At 40.9% G+C, this 13,828-nt stretch carries 26 protein-coding genes; 3 read left to right on the forward strand and 23 right to left on the reverse strand.

The genetic code is table 11. The annotated features are described in order from the left end of the window. Positions 1-676: terminase large subunit domain-containing protein (locus BACCELL_RS01795; protein WP_007209786.1), on the reverse strand; the 676-nt coding region annotated here is incomplete at its 3' end. Then, positions 673-1,056: a phage terminase small subunit P27 family gene (locus tag BACCELL_RS01800; RefSeq protein ID WP_007209787.1), complete on the reverse strand. Its 384-nt coding sequence runs from the start codon at positions 1,054-1,056 to the stop codon at positions 673-675. The genes BACCELL_RS01800 and BACCELL_RS01795, both read right to left, overlap by 4 nt. A gap of 319 nt (positions 1,057-1,375) precedes the next feature. Here BACCELL_RS01800 and BACCELL_RS01805 point away from each other — a divergent pair, with 319 nt between their 5' ends. Continuing rightward, a complete protein-coding gene (locus BACCELL_RS01805) occupies positions 1,376-1,720 on the forward strand; it encodes a hypothetical protein (protein ID WP_044153215.1) in 345 nt (114 codons plus the stop codon). Positions 1,721-1,766: 46 nt separating this feature from the next. Beyond that, positions 1,767-2,174, forward strand: a complete 408-nt coding sequence (locus tag BACCELL_RS27085) for a hypothetical protein (protein WP_007209789.1) — start codon at positions 1,767-1,769, stop codon at positions 2,172-2,174. Here BACCELL_RS27085 and BACCELL_RS01815 read toward each other — a convergent pair. The 21 genes from BACCELL_RS01815 to BACCELL_RS01915 form a co-directional block, all read right to left on the reverse strand. Next, positions 2,169-2,471, reverse strand: coding sequence for an HNH endonuclease signature motif containing protein (locus BACCELL_RS01815; protein ID WP_044153167.1), 303 nt, complete (start codon positions 2,469-2,471; stop codon positions 2,169-2,171). The genes BACCELL_RS27085 and BACCELL_RS01815 overlap by 6 nt on opposite strands. Then, a complete protein-coding gene (locus BACCELL_RS25865) occupies positions 2,425-2,754 on the reverse strand; it encodes a hypothetical protein (RefSeq protein WP_007209791.1) in 330 nt (109 codons plus the stop codon). Before BACCELL_RS25865 ends, BACCELL_RS01815 begins: the two co-directional genes overlap by 47 nt. Beyond that, positions 2,729-2,914 carry a ribbon-helix-helix domain-containing protein gene (locus BACCELL_RS01820; RefSeq protein WP_007209792.1) on the reverse strand — a complete coding sequence of 62 codons (186 nt, stop codon included), beginning with the start codon at positions 2,912-2,914 and terminating at the stop codon, positions 2,729-2,731. The genes BACCELL_RS25865 and BACCELL_RS01820 overlap by 26 nt, the downstream gene beginning before the upstream one ends. 2 nt (positions 2,915-2,916) lie before the next feature. Continuing rightward, entirely contained in the window at positions 2,917-3,144 is a 228-nt protein-coding gene (locus tag BACCELL_RS01825; protein ID WP_007209793.1) for a hypothetical protein, read from the reverse strand. A 10-nt stretch (positions 3,145-3,154) separates the two neighbouring features. Continuing rightward, the gene (locus BACCELL_RS01830) at positions 3,155-3,436 is read right to left on the reverse strand and encodes a hypothetical protein (RefSeq protein WP_007209794.1); all 282 of its coding nucleotides are present in this window, start codon (positions 3,434-3,436) and stop codon (positions 3,155-3,157) included. A 16-nt stretch (positions 3,437-3,452) separates the two neighbouring features. After that, positions 3,453-3,692 carry a hypothetical protein gene (locus BACCELL_RS01835; protein ID WP_007209795.1) on the reverse strand — a complete coding sequence of 80 codons (240 nt, stop codon included), beginning with the start codon at positions 3,690-3,692 and terminating at the stop codon, positions 3,453-3,455. Positions 3,693-3,713: 21 nt separating this feature from the next. Continuing rightward, the gene (locus tag BACCELL_RS26730) at positions 3,714-3,851 is read right to left on the reverse strand and encodes a hypothetical protein (protein ID WP_007209796.1); all 138 of its coding nucleotides are present in this window, start codon (positions 3,849-3,851) and stop codon (positions 3,714-3,716) included. A gap of 168 nt (positions 3,852-4,019) precedes the next feature. Beyond that, the gene (locus BACCELL_RS01840; protein ID WP_007209797.1) at positions 4,020-4,826 is read right to left on the reverse strand and encodes a tyrosine-type recombinase/integrase; all 807 of its coding nucleotides are present in this window, start codon (positions 4,824-4,826) and stop codon (positions 4,020-4,022) included. Between the two features lie 17 nt (positions 4,827-4,843). Continuing rightward, positions 4,844-5,122, reverse strand: a complete 279-nt coding sequence (locus tag BACCELL_RS01845; RefSeq protein ID WP_007209798.1) for a hypothetical protein — start codon at positions 5,120-5,122, stop codon at positions 4,844-4,846. A gap of 135 nt (positions 5,123-5,257) precedes the next feature. After that, positions 5,258-6,013, reverse strand: coding sequence for a DNA-methyltransferase (locus tag BACCELL_RS01850; protein WP_007209800.1), 756 nt, complete (start codon positions 6,011-6,013; stop codon positions 5,258-5,260). 269 nt (positions 6,014-6,282) lie between these two features. Continuing rightward, complete coding sequence (locus tag BACCELL_RS01860; protein ID WP_007209802.1) at positions 6,283-7,617, reverse strand: PcfJ domain-containing protein; 1,335 nt, start codon at positions 7,615-7,617, stop codon at positions 6,283-6,285. A 2-nt stretch (positions 7,618-7,619) separates the two neighbouring features. Then, complete coding sequence (locus BACCELL_RS01865) at positions 7,620-8,069, reverse strand: PcfK-like family protein (protein WP_007209803.1); 450 nt, start codon at positions 8,067-8,069, stop codon at positions 7,620-7,622. An 8-nt stretch (positions 8,070-8,077) separates the two neighbouring features. After that, the gene (locus BACCELL_RS01870) at positions 8,078-8,278 is read right to left on the reverse strand and encodes a hypothetical protein (RefSeq protein ID WP_007209804.1); all 201 of its coding nucleotides are present in this window, start codon (positions 8,276-8,278) and stop codon (positions 8,078-8,080) included. 232 nt (positions 8,279-8,510) lie between these two features. Continuing rightward, positions 8,511-8,789 (reverse strand): DUF3127 domain-containing protein, encoded by a 279-nt coding sequence (locus tag BACCELL_RS01880; RefSeq protein ID WP_007209806.1) that lies wholly within the window; start codon positions 8,787-8,789, stop codon positions 8,511-8,513. 194 nt (positions 8,790-8,983) lie between these two features. Next, positions 8,984-9,925, reverse strand: coding sequence for a hypothetical protein (locus BACCELL_RS01885; protein ID WP_044153218.1), 942 nt, complete (start codon positions 9,923-9,925; stop codon positions 8,984-8,986). A gap of 7 nt (positions 9,926-9,932) precedes the next feature. Next, positions 9,933-10,379, reverse strand: a complete 447-nt coding sequence (locus BACCELL_RS01890; protein WP_007209808.1) for a DUF4494 domain-containing protein — start codon at positions 10,377-10,379, stop codon at positions 9,933-9,935. Between the two features lie 159 nt (positions 10,380-10,538). Beyond that, a complete protein-coding gene (locus BACCELL_RS01895; protein WP_007209810.1) occupies positions 10,539-10,940 on the reverse strand; it encodes a recombination protein NinG in 402 nt (133 codons plus the stop codon). After that, a complete protein-coding gene (locus BACCELL_RS01900) occupies positions 10,927-11,280 on the reverse strand; it encodes a hypothetical protein (RefSeq protein ID WP_007209811.1) in 354 nt (117 codons plus the stop codon). Before BACCELL_RS01900 ends, BACCELL_RS01895 begins: the two co-directional genes overlap by 14 nt. Positions 11,281-11,282: 2 nt before the next feature. Further along, a complete protein-coding gene (locus BACCELL_RS01905; protein ID WP_007209812.1) occupies positions 11,283-11,504 on the reverse strand; it encodes a hypothetical protein in 222 nt (73 codons plus the stop codon). 99 nt (positions 11,505-11,603) lie between these two features. Beyond that, positions 11,604-11,825, reverse strand: a complete 222-nt coding sequence (locus BACCELL_RS01910) for a helix-turn-helix domain-containing protein (protein WP_007209813.1) — start codon at positions 11,823-11,825, stop codon at positions 11,604-11,606. After that, complete coding sequence (locus BACCELL_RS01915; RefSeq protein ID WP_007209814.1) at positions 11,809-12,594, reverse strand: phage regulatory protein/antirepressor Ant; 786 nt, start codon at positions 12,592-12,594, stop codon at positions 11,809-11,811. The genes BACCELL_RS01910 and BACCELL_RS01915 overlap by 17 nt, the downstream gene beginning before the upstream one ends. A gap of 392 nt (positions 12,595-12,986) precedes the next feature. Between BACCELL_RS01915 and BACCELL_RS25655 the strand changes: the two genes are divergently transcribed. Beyond that, entirely contained in the window at positions 12,987-13,787 is an 801-nt protein-coding gene (locus BACCELL_RS25655) for a S24 family peptidase (protein WP_007209815.1), read from the forward strand. Positions 13,788-13,828: the final 41 nt, after the last annotated feature.

Raw genomic sequence — 13,828 nt, forward strand, 5'->3', positions numbered from 1 at the left:
CCGACATCGGATCATCACGCATACCCTGTCCGGATTGAAGTACATCTTTTAGTCCGGAATTCTTTGCAGCGTGATACTCGTCAAGCAGGAACATCGACGGGTTAGGCCCATCCAACTTACTGGAATCGGCGGCCAACACCTTCAGGAAAGACAGGGTCTTATCGAAGTTTATCTGGTCGCGGAAAGATTCGAGATAGCGGTGTCTCGGATCGAGACCGGAGACAAAGTTGCGACACATCTTGAAACTGACCTTAGCCTGGTCTTTGGAGTTGGCGGCCAAATATACTTCGGCCGCGGATTCACCGTCAGCAATAAGATGATAAAGGCAAAGAGCAGCAGCAAAAGCGGACTTCCCGTTTTTGCGGGCCATCTCGATATATACCGATGAAACCAGCCGGCACCATGTGCCGTCATCGTCCTTCTTATAGAAACCATATATGCTTGCTACAGCAAATTCCTGCCAAGGCAATAGCGTAAACGGTTTCCCGGCATGACGGCCGGTGTAGTGACGCAGCAAGGCTATGAATTCAATGGCATAATCGGCGCGTTCCTCGCGAAACTCGATATCGTCCCGTTCGAACAGAGTATAAAACCGCTCGACAGCCTGTTTTATAAATTCCCCTACCAGAGCCCTGCCATCCCTAACATCGGCGGCATACTGATAGTATCCCTTCATCGCTTCTCACGAGCTCCTTTCTTAAGAAACTGATCCAAAGGAGAGTCTTCCTCCTTATCCGACTTCAAAGACTTGATACTTCCGCGGCTCTTAATGGTCAGGCCATATTCAGTCATGATCTTCATCACCTGGGCATAGTTTTTCGTAGCAATGTTTTGCGCGGGATTAGCAGCCCTTTCATACTTGATCATTATTACCGGTCCTTCCTGAAGCATTATCTCCGTTGCCTGCAAATACATTTCATAGCTCGTGGCGAGCATCCGGAGAGCACCGAGGTCTATATTCTGAATTGCCTTGCGGGCATTCAGTTCCTTCACAACATCACGCATAAATTTCTGCGTCTCCCCCGAACAGCCTTTTGGCATTACAAATTTTACCATAATCCATTTTTTATATCAACCACACAAGCGTCCGACAAATGGAATGTTAATAAATTAACAAATTCAAAATTTGAAAAAGTGCCGTGCGTGTGAAGAAGGGTGGGGCGAGGTTTCGGAGGTCAAAAAACTTAAAAAAAAAGCCCCCTCCCCCTCCCGATGTTCCACGATTTTTTAACACTTTGTTCCACGGAAAGATAAAATAGGGAAATCCCTATTTATTTGCGTAAAGCAAATATTTTATATTAAAAGTTTGCGTAAAGCAAATAACTTTATTATCTTTGTAACAGTTAAAGCAAGGGGCTTTAAATCATTTGACATTATGAAACAATTAATCGATGGAGTTTGGGAATACTCACTAATCAATCCTGATGGTTTTACTCTTAACATTGAGACAATGAAACCTGTTAAGTACGGAATTTCAGTAGCGTATCAAGAAACGCAAAATAGTTTCGGAAAAGAGAGTTTGAACGGGGTTATTAATCATGCTTTAGAACATAGTAAAACGGTTGGCGGATGGTTCGAGACCGAAAGCGAATGTTACTACTTCGACAGCGTAAAGGTGTTTAAAAACTCGGAGATTGACAAGGCGATAGAGTTCGCAAAGGAAAACAATCAGCTTGCAATCTACGATATGACAAACGTAAAAGAGATTAGAATTAAGTAAGGGGTTCGCCCCTTGCTTTTTCTTTCTTTTCTAAAATAGAAAAAGTATGGAAAAAGAATTTATTAATGGTTACAGAAGAATGGGGATAGATATTGAACCATTGGAAGACGGTACGGTAAAGGTCACTCAGTCGAGATTGATAAACGGATATATACTGAACCAAAAGCAACTCATTGAGCGAGGAAAAGAACTGTATCCGGATTCAAAGATTATCCCGGTGGCATATTCTTTGAATGTAGATGATATTACGGTTGAATGGATAGAAAGTAAGATGCAGGAGTTTGGTATAAAGAGGAATGACCTAATAAAACAATTAGCTATTGATCGTTCTTCTTTGAGTCTTATCATGTCCGGTAAACGTGAATTGTCCAAACCTATGCGGGCAACGTTCTTTTATTATTTCCTGACGTATGAATTGAACCGGGATTTCAGGGAGCATCTGGATAGCTTATAATTTATTGTGAATCTTTTGATGGCATTGCTTACAAAGGCTCATCAGATTATCATAATCATAAGCAAGGAATAATCGTTGTTGTGGATCATCCGTACTCATAAATGAAATAATATGATGGATGTCCTCGGCCGGTACTGTTTTATTTTCTTGCAAGCATAGTTCACACAACGGATTACATGCAAATTTCCATGCACGCAGCCGCCGCCAGCGTTCAGAGTTGTATATCTTCCGCCGCTCGGCATTGTATTGGTTATTGTCTTTCGGTTGTTTCTTCTTTGGCTTGTATATAGTCGGCATAGGGCATTTTCTTTAGTTGTTGGGCATCTCGTATTGTCTGAAACTCTATCATCCGGTAGCGATGAAGGAAATGTCTTATCAGGTCTTCATCAGTAGTACACTTCAATGATTCTTCATCTTGAATAACGTATAGGACTGTATCTTGAAAGATGTCTTCGTCGCTGCGAGAATCAAAGTATCCAATTACTTGCCGGAAGCATAAGGCTCGCAGTTTATTATAATTGCGGGCTATACTTCCGGCAATAACCGGATAAAATTTACTCTTCTTGTATCTGTTTCTCATTAATTTTAAAATTACCTGTATCGTCCATTATGTCGTTAATGCCCTTCATGATCAAAGAGCGGATAACTACAGAAGTTTTAGCACCTGTTTTACTGGATAATTCTTCCAGTAGCATTAGGGTACGATCATCAAATCGTATAGATATTCTTTTCTTCTTCATCGTTATAGCCTCATCAATTTATCACGTTTATATTTTTCTGCATACTGCCGGGTAGCTTTACTCTTTGTGACATAAATCACGGTTGTACTAGACACCCGTACCGGATAAAGAGTTTTCTCCCTTTCCCGTTGCCGGGCAATGATTTCGTCAAGGTTTTCTATATTCTTTGTAGTGTCCGGCTTACTTTCTTCTACCGGACCTTTGCGTTTCTTATCCCTTTTATTCTGCATCTTAACCGCTTTACAATTTAGTTGATTTCATTTGACTTAATGATGTATCATCGAAATATTGGTATGCTACATCATCAGCTACCGCTGCATTTGAACCGCCCAAACTACACTCGCAAAAAGCGTCACATTCTCCACATGTACGAGAAGAAAAATCGCGGCCTTTTACCTCGCCGTCTTGGCAAGCCTCATTTTCACAAAGAACTTTTTTTTGATGAAATTCACACCATCCGTTACCGAATGAATCTTCATTGGCGAATAGCTTACATTCGCTACATACTTGTTTCTCATTCATATAAATGTTCCTTTCTTTATTTTATTATTTTACCATCATGGTAAATGTTGCCACTATTAGTTATGCGTATATGTGGAGGTATAACTTCCACCTTCCCATCCATATCGTCTTGATACGCTTTAAGAAGCGTATTTGCAAATTCAGCCACATCTTCCTCTGGTATTCTAAGACAGAACCTATTTCCGTCAGAGAAGATGCCATCATACGCAAAATCTGCAAGAAACATTGGGTTTCTATTACATTGACTTACTTCCATATTATTCTTTTCTTTTAATTGTTATGAAATTACTACCATTGCCGGAGATTCTTGCTCCACTTCATCAATAACCATCAGGTTGACATCACCTGTGTAGACATATACTTCCGCTTCCGGATTACAGTTTTTCAACTGTTCTATCAGTTCTGTTACTATCATAATTGCCTTCTATTTATCTTGTTTTGGCCTAATTAGGCTACATCGTTAATAACGCTGGTAAGCTCGCCACATATACCCGATATTTTATAACCACCCGTTATGTTTCCCCGGTTTATGGGAATAGCCCAGTGTTTTGTGCTTAGCAGTGACAAAACACTGGTCGCTTTTTTACCAAGTTATCACTTTATTGACAATCTCTTGCTGCTCGTCACTACTACGGCGCAGATAGATTCGAGTGGTTTCTATGCTTTCATGCCCCATCAAATCAGCAAGCAAGGATATATCATTGAATTTATCCAGAAAATTCTTTGCGAAACGATGACGGAATGAGTGAGGATAAACCACTTTTTCATTTAGACCATATTTTATGGCATAGTTTTTCAACTGTTGGGCAATGCCTCTTGTAGTGATACGCTGCCCGTATTGGTTCATAAAAACATATCCACTGAAACGACTTTGTTCAGACAGCCATTCAATAGCTTCGGCACATAAGATTTTGGGAATGTAGATACGACGTACCTTACTTCCTTTTGTGTAAATATCAAAGTATCCTGCTGTAATATGTTCTGTTTTTAAGTGTATCAGTTCGCTTATCCGTGCTCCAGTTGCCGCGAGAAAGCGAACTGCAAAATACCACATCCTATTTTTCTCCGTTCTTAAACGGTTTTTCAGAAACTCGTAATCGGCATTACTGATTACATTTTCCAAATAAGTACGTTGTTGCTCTTTTATGGTTTTCATGTGTAGACGCGATTTGCCTACATACCTTAAATACTTGTTTAAACCCAATATACGGAGGTTTACTGTCTTGGGCTTAAAGTTGTCAATCATATAACTTTTGTAAGCAATAAGATTCCGTTTGTTCAGCTCCTTGTAATGGGCATAATAATCCTTCACGGCATACAGATACGCTGTAATGGTATTCTGCGCTAAATTTTCCTGCCTCAAAAATGCTTCAAAATCAATAGTGTTCATATCTAAATTGTTTAGAATTACTTCTTTAAAATCTTTTTAGCAGCAGTTTCAATGACTTTTATGAGTTCATTCACCTTGCTGTAATCACTATTCTTATTACTCAACCTTAGTTGAATTACAGTACAAAAGGCAGTTTCAAATTCTTCTGCTTCCCAGTCTCCGAAGTCATAATGAAAGAACCAATTATTAAAATTAAATATGCTTTCGTCAGATGGTACATGAAGTGAATAACCTGCCTGTGAGTCCGTATTTATCTCTATGGTAATGTGCGCAGCACTAACGCCGAGTTTCTTCATATCAGATAAAAATCAAATGACCGCAACGCTTGTTAGGGCAAATTGCAAACTTATCTTCCTCTGTAATAGTGATAGTGTGCCACTTGTGGCACTTCTCGCAAAAAATCTTCTTATTCATATTTATATTGTTTTGAATCATACAAATAATGATTGTTGTACACGTGATAACACTAATCTATTAGCTTCACGGAAAAAATCTTTTTTGATTTCAAATCCGTATCCTTTACGTCCCAACTGAGCAGCAGCCAATAAAGTTGAGCCACTACCGGCACATGGGTCTATTACCACATCGCCTTTGTCGGTGAAAATCTCTATCAACCTACGAAGAAGTGGAACCGGTTTCTGTGTAGGATGAATCTTAGGGGTCTCGCCATCGCGTACCCAATCAAAACAGTTGAATATCATTCGACCGTCATTATTGAATTTAGGAAGCTTATCGCGGTAAAGTAGAATCCCATATTCGCAGTTACCGACAACCTTCATGTTTGCCTTCAGTACTTGCGCTGAGAAATCCTTCCGGAACACAAGATTGATATAGTTATTAAGACCATACCGTTTACCTAAATCAATATATCTGAATTGATCTTCAAACTCACAGAATATGATCATGCAAGGTGCCTTACCCTTTTCCTTCGGTTCTTTCATTAACATCTGGCTACAGAAGTGCATGAACTCAGCCGGGCGGAAATCTTTATCCGTATCAAAAAATTCTTTCCCGGCCTTGTCGCTTTCTCCATTCTTGTTGTCTCCATCAACGTACCATGATGGATTAGAAGCATAAGCGTTATTGCCAAGATTATATGGAACGTCGGCAATGATTAGCTGGGCTTTGGGTAATCCATAGACCTTATAATTCTGAAAGTGGTCGTTAAATAATTCTATATTCTTCATCTTTTAGTCGTTTATTAAAGATCATCTAACTTGGGCATTATCAATCCTTTTCTCTTTTGCTTTCTTGCAGCATTCTGATACCATACAGAATTTGCACCAAGACTGCAAGGTTTCACGGACTTCTCCGTTACGCCGATACTTCAGAGGATAGAAGTAGTTCAGACGAAAGTATTGCCCGCAATGGGTGCAACGTTTGTGCAGCACCCCATTGTTATTCATGTAGTTGCTTTTTTTCCTGCCAACAGGCAGACCGTCACTTCCAAGTATTATCATGATGCCAACTTTTGTTTGATTAAACCGATGTTCTGTTTCACAAGCCCGATAATGCGGTTATGATATTCAGTATTCTTATTGCATACTCCGCGAGACTGAACTACCTGCATAGTAGCCAAATTCAGTTCTACTGTTTCCAAGTGTTTTCCTTCCTTATCCTTTGCAGACAGAATAAGAGAATCCTTCTTCTTGAAATATTGATTACTATATACACAATGATGCATGATTTCCGCTTCTTCCACAAATTCAGAAACGCTTTGCAAAACTGTTATTACAATGTCTTCGGCATTGATGCACAAACCAAAGAACCGGCCTTTTTCTTTTTGATATTCTTCTTCCCACTTTGCAGCTTCCTTTAGTCGTTCTTCAAGTTTCCGCTTATTCTCTATGCGTCTCTTCCGCTTCATCAGCTTGTCGTGCTCTGCTTTCAGGTCCCGAGGGCAGACATAGCGGGCGTTATGAGTATCCATATTAAGATAAGCCAGCATGTCCATATAATCAAACCATATAGACGCATCATCTATTATATATCCATTGCGGTTACATATATTCAGGGCATGTACATAGGGTACAGTATACTGACCTTTCAATAACATGTGCCTGAATACAGACAGTTGTCCGGTTTTTACCATAGTCTCGGCAATGGGATTGGATAATAACTGCCGGATCACATCTACTACCGACACTCTCAATTTCAAAAGTTTGTTCGTCCAACCATTACGTTTTAATATAGGAGTCACCCTGATTGTCGGATAGAAATAATTTCCGGACACATCGAAAACGTCCTGCATCTCATAATAACCTGAAGCCTTATGATTATGAAACTTCACATCCATCTCACTATCATAATTCCAAGTAAAATGATATGGACTACGCGTATATTGTTTGCCCAGAATAACCTCCCTGCCATCTTCTGATATCCAATTCTGATATATTTCAGACATAAAGAATTCTGTAGCAGTCCCCTTTGTATTATTACGCTGTACATCGAAGGAACGAATAACCATCCATCCTTTGTAAGGCTGTATTATAGAATATATCCTTTTCTCGTTGGAATAGCGCCTATTTGATTGGTTCCAGTGTTCTAATGCCAGGCTTGCGCCACACTGCGGGCAGACATGCGCCCCTACGCCAATAGATACGGCAAGTTCCGGTTTCAGGACTTCATCAATATATCCGCAACACTGACACCAGACTTCGCCCTTCTTCCAATAATAACCGGTGTTCTTAAACAGATTCTTATACGGATATGTACGTTGAGCCTCTGTCAGCGGTGGAAGCTGATTAGATAGTTCCACCACCTGTTTCTGTAATTTAGTCTTTGGTTTCATAATTAGAATAAACTCATCTGTTTCACCTCTGTAACCTCTTTCTTTGACCGTGACGGCTTTTTCTTGAGCAAAGTGTATTGTTCTTCCGCCAGACGTTTAATCGCTTCCTCACGTGCTCTTTTCTCTTCTTCCTCGGTTAACTTAACCGGCTTGGCCGGTGTTGTAATAGAAGCAGAAGTTCTAACGTTTGACGGCAGCTTGTTTACTTTGATATCATCCTCATCATAGTAATGAACGGCCATTCCGTAGACTACATCATTATCCATTGCGCAACCTTTGGCTCCGGAAGCTATAGCTATGCTATTTTTAAGGGCTTCACCCATTATGTAGGCGAAGCATTCATCGATGCTTTTATTTTTCTTTGCATAAGACCTTGCGAACAGTTCGTCTGTCCTGGCACGCTCATCAAGGTAGGACTTGATGGCATCCTTTATTGATTCTTGTTTACTCATAGCAACTTTTATTTGTTTCTTATCTGTATGTATCCCCTGCGTTCGGTTTCCCTGAGAAGTTCCATGTCTTCATCTTTGATGTTACAAGAGGTTTCTCCGTTGACCGTAGTGTATTCGGGTATATTAAACTTGTCCCGTATCTTCTTCTTAATTCTTGGAATGTCCTTCAGATCAACATTCCTAAAATCCCAGTAAATCGTTACTTTCATTGATCTGCGGTGTATAGTTTGCATCCTGTCTTTTCCTTTGCTCTGAGCAGGAAGTTAGCCGCCTCATCATTATCGACTATCAACTTCACGGCGGTTAATCCTTCTGTCCTTGGCTTCTGGAAAAGTAAAGAGCAAGGTTGGTCGTAATACATCCAGTAGAATAGAAATTCGGCTAACCGAAAATTATCTATCTGAACGATATATTTCTTCGGGGGACGCTGCATATCAATTTCTAACCAGGCTTTTCTATTTGATAAGCCTTCACATCGTTGTACCATCTGCCGCTAATCTCGCGGGCTTCTACAGTAAACCGTACCCTTACCTTTTCATCGACTGATGGAGCGTCTTCTACAGGACCGTCGAAGCTGGTCATGGAGAATCGTATCCTGATGGGGAAACGTTCCGAGGTTTCCAAGACAAACTCTTTCTTTTCCCAATCTTTTCCTGTCTTCGTTTGTCCATTGGTGGTTGGCAACGCCACTAATATTTTGCCTTCTATCACGTGACTCATATACTAAATTATTTAATTATTATTTTTCAGCCTCCTAATGTCGGTTCCCGACAGCCCTGCGGGCTGTATAGGACAAGTTGCCGAAAATCGTTAAAAATGATACTTTTAAAGCGTATATCGTTTATTATCAAACAATTACACACGCACCATAAGGTGCTTTTAACTTTCTATATAATTCGCTGACTATCAATCAATTATCTTTTTATACGAATTGGCGTAAATATCCCAACCTGGTAACTCGCTAAAAGACGGTCTTTAAATTCACGCTCCAATTCGCCCACCTCTTCCACATATTTTTCACGTTCCGTGGGCCAGATCCGGGCGAAGTTCCGAATCGTCTCCCATTGCTTTTTGGTGAGCGCACCATCCAGATACATCTTCTTGTACCGTTCCTTGTAGCGCGTCACGCCTATACGTTGTATCTCACGCGCTTTTTCAAGTTGGGACATCTTTACACCCTTCATAGCGGACAACTCTCTTACAAAGTTTATCTCTGACCAGTCCTTGTAGAAGATGCGGCCAACTTTGGACAAGAAGGAATTATCTGTTAGTTCAGTCAAAGGGACGGATTGATGTTTGTATACCGTTTCAATGCGCAATATATTGGCACCAACCCGGCGCCCCTTTTCACCGGCTTCAAAGGTCTTATCATAAATCTTTAGCACCTTACGGAAATATTTGCTTTTCTCCGTTGTCTTCTGTTTGGCTTCGGGGTAGTTGGCATCATTCCATAGTATCCGGCCGGATGCTTCCCGGACCTGCTTTATATACTCGTCCGCCGGTAGCTTCATCTTCATGGTGATACCGATTTCGTAGTAGGTAACTACAGCGTTTTCCGGCTTTACCGAAAGCCTTAGCAGAAGCTCCCTGATTGTCCGGACTGCCATCGCAAAGGTCATCGGGCGACTGTTGTCCAGTTTTCCGGTACGGCCTTTACTCCATAACTTGCAGATAGAACACTTACAGCGTAGTCTACTGCCTCTGATCTCAATGAAACAGCCGTCAAAGTTGGCGTATGCCGTCGACTTATAATAGATTTCATCACCTTCCGTACATTGCTCCAGGTAATTGCGAAGAACGATAGTGTCAATATCGGCAATATCAACAGTTGCCTTTATTATCATCTTATCGAACATGAACCACCTAATTATCACTTGTATAAGGACATACATCAATGATTGGAGTTTCAACGACTGATCCGATACGGTATTCGGCCATCGTGCCTTTCATCCCTTCATGTAACTTGGTAGTTGCATCCTCTGTTGAGGCGCCTTGTACAAGTACATAGGTTGATGTCTTCTTTTCGGCACCGCTTTTATCGTCCAGGGTAATGAAAATCAGTTTGAACTTAAACCATCGGTCGGCAGCCTCTTCTTCACTGGGAAACAATTCACTGAGGTTGGCACGACTAATATCCGCTACCGTAAACTCTCCGGAGATGAACGGGGTCATTTCCTCAATGATGCGGGCTTCCGCTTCCGTAAAACTGAGAGCGTCCACCAGATAAGGTTCTGTCACTTTCTTATTTATCCCGTTCTCCATTACCTTCTCGTAACGGATCTTACATATAAACCATGTGTGCATTGCCATGACTATTTCTTTTTATTGTTCAACTTCTTAATAAACTTCTTGCACCTACGACACAAATCCTGATCGGGAGATGTTTTCGGTGCGTATTTCTCAATCTTATCAGAGCATTGCCGGAGAAGGCGCTCTAATGCTTGCATTTCTGTTTTGCATAATTCCATATCACCTAATTAGCTTTTCCTTCTTCAATCGCTTCACCTCTTTTCGGTAGTAGTCAATCATTGCGCGATATTCAAAGTCTGAAATTTTATTTATCTGATTTTTCATCGCCTCAAGCATCAACACGGTAGGCTCTCCATACTTGGCAATCAAACCGCGTCTGTAGCCCTGTATATTCCCCTCGTCAAAGCGATTGCACTTCCGGCACTGGGCATTGCAGTTCTTTTCATTGAACCGGGTAGCCATGTGCTGACGGTTGATGTAGTGACCACAGTCGGATTGCTCAAAGGGGAGAAGCCTGCCGCATGAGATGCATTTGAATGCTCCGCCTGGAAGTGCATCCCGAAGCCGGACGAACATAGCGAACACCGTATCGAGGCGTGATTTCAATTTATTTGTGGACATAGGTAACACCCGTTATCTGCTGATACTGATCCTCACTGCGGAAGCGTATAGCATTCTGGAACCAAAAATCGTTAGCCGCCTTATAAGGATGCCCGTCAGTTAGATCACTTGAATTATCATCCGACAAACGGGCGATAATAGCACGCGTACGGTCTTCGTCATTCCAGAATATGGCAGTGTCTCCAATGCGGGGAACTTCTTCCACATGATCCGTTAAGTCACAATGGAAATCACCGTAATGCTCAGGCTCAAATCCAATGATTAACTTGTTGTCAATAGCTTCAACAGAAACAATTCTACTATCAAGGGGAATCTTGTAATCTTCAATCTTTATTTTCATGGCTAATATGTTTTTGAATCGTAAAACTTCTTGTTCTTCATATACTCCTGAGCTACGTCGTACTGTGATGCCGGAGCGATACGGTCACGGATGTATTGATACTTTTCAAGACTCATGCCGGAAAGGACATCATCGGTGTATTCTACACGACCTCCATAGATACATCCGGCAATGACTATTGCTATGATGATGGACTGGAGAGTATATTTGCTGATCTTATTCATATGTTATATTTTTTAGATTTGACTTTTGAAATCCCCACCATCCCGTGGCGGGGAATATTACTACTTATCTATTACTCAGCACGCTTCACAGCGGACTATTCAATCTTTCAAATAATAAGCCGTTATCTCGTTCTCGGAGAAGTACAGGTTCCCGTGCTTCTTGTGGTGGGGAATCTGCCCACGGCTGCACCGGGTACGGATGGCGTTTTCGGTGAGGCCCAGCTTCTCGGCAATTTGCTTGATGTTCAGAAGCTCGTCCTTTTCGCCCATTTTCTTTTTAAGGGCCTCGGCTAATTTGTCTATTTCAAAGTTGGTCAGCATCGGGCGCCTCCTTTCCTATGAATTTATTTACGAAGTATATCTGCCCTTTGCCGGTGACTTTAGGAGTGACGGTCGTATGAAGAACACCGCCACTTCCCGAGCGTACACCCTTCTTTATTTCAAATAAGCCTTGTTCTATGTACTGTTGATTAGGAATATTGTAGCGTTCGCCATGCTTTCCGAGGTAACCATTTGATCGCATGTAGGCGAATAATCTTTTCTCGCCGATGGGATAACCGTTTTGCGTTATCAACTTTGCAAGCTCGCCAATCAGGCATGAACTTTTCGCAGCCTGTATAGCAGCGGTAAATGCAACGGCAGGAGCACTCTCTTTAACTCTGGCCTCAGCCTCAGCACGTCCTTTTTTCTCAAATTCAATCTGTTTTTGTTGGCATTCGATTTGTTCCATCTGGGCAGCGGCAAGTCTCAGTGCAGCGGAAAAAGAAGAAGGTATCTGATAACCGCCATTTATTCTTTCTTTTTCCAGTTGCTCCCAACGAATAACCAACTTTGCACGAGCCTCATCGTTGAACTTAGTAGCCACATAGAGACATTCGGTTTTAGTGAGTTCATAATAAGGTTCCTCTTTATGCCCGCCATTAGGTAACTCTCTGATTTTAAACATCAGGGAAAATTTCCCCTGTTGCACTTTCTCCCATGCAGGCTCCATTACTCGAATAGCCTTCATTACATCATTATGAGGTTTCCCTGTGAGTTCAGCTATTTCAATTGAACTCATCGTTTCTTTGATAATTGATAAATCTCTCATATCCTTTTCTCCTCCTAAAGAAGAAAGCCCAATTCTTTCTTGACCCTTATTGTGGCTGTTAGGTCAATACTCGAATTGAGCTTTTCAAATGTCTTTTATCACGGTAACAGCCACGGAACCGGTAATTGTGTCGTAAAACATTGGCACATTTGTAGGATAAGTGAAAAGGACTGCCTATCTTTGCAAGCGATCAAACATAAGACGATAGGAATTAGGGACGCTTCTCTAACAGCCCTTTTTGTATCCGTCTGTGAGCTTAGTGACGTTTTACGAATGCAAATGTCAGTGATTATTTTCGGTAAAAGAAATTTTTGACCGATTTTATTCACTGAATAAGCTTTTATTAACATATCTAGGCCATTTACATAGAATATATACCGAAAATATTCACTATGGCAACAAAGGATAGACTAAAAGATTTTCTTTCAGTAATGAAAATAGGAAGAAATAAATTTGAAACTCAACTTGGATTGGCAAATGGATATGTGTCCTCTAAAGGAGCGTCTATTTCATCTGATGTTATAGAAAAAACTCTTGATGCATACCCTATACTTAATGCGGAGTGGCTTTTAACCGGCAAGGGTTCTATGTTCAAAGAGTCTGGCAGCATAATTGGCTCTAACCAAGGCGACGGAAATAAAATAGAATACCGGAATACAGGCAATGTTGAGTTAGGCAACAATATCAATGTCACTTTGCCGGAATCTGGAACCCAAAAGACTATAAAATCAGATGGGAGTGTTGAACTTAGCTCGACCTACCCAAATAGCGTAAGTTTTAAACTCGTACCACTTCTAAATCTTGATGCTGTAGGAGGAATGCACAGCTTTAATGAAGTTTCAGATAGTTTAGAATACGCAGAAAAGCTCATACCATTTACAGATGCTCAAGAAGGAGACATAGCTTTAGTCGTTTCCGGCAATAGTATGGATCCAACTTGTCCATCAGGAAGTAAGGTCTTACTTAGAGAGGTTCAAAATTGGAATGAATATTTCGGCTTCGGAAATATATTCGTTCTTCTTCTTACTGACGGAAGACGTATTTTAAAAGAAGTTCAAAAATATCAGGACGATCCAAAGAATTATGTATTATGTAAATCACACAATGATAAGTATCCAGAAGAAGAACTACCTAAAAGCATGATATCAAGTGTATGGAAGGTAGTCAAGATATTGAATGAAAGAGGTTGGTAAAATAAAAAAAATGATAGCATGAGACCTTTAATTTTTATATT

It is taken from the genome of Bacteroides cellulosilyticus DSM 14838, from assembly GCF_000158035.1.
Classification (GTDB): Bacteria; Bacteroidota; Bacteroidia; order Bacteroidales; family Bacteroidaceae; genus Bacteroides; species Bacteroides cellulosilyticus.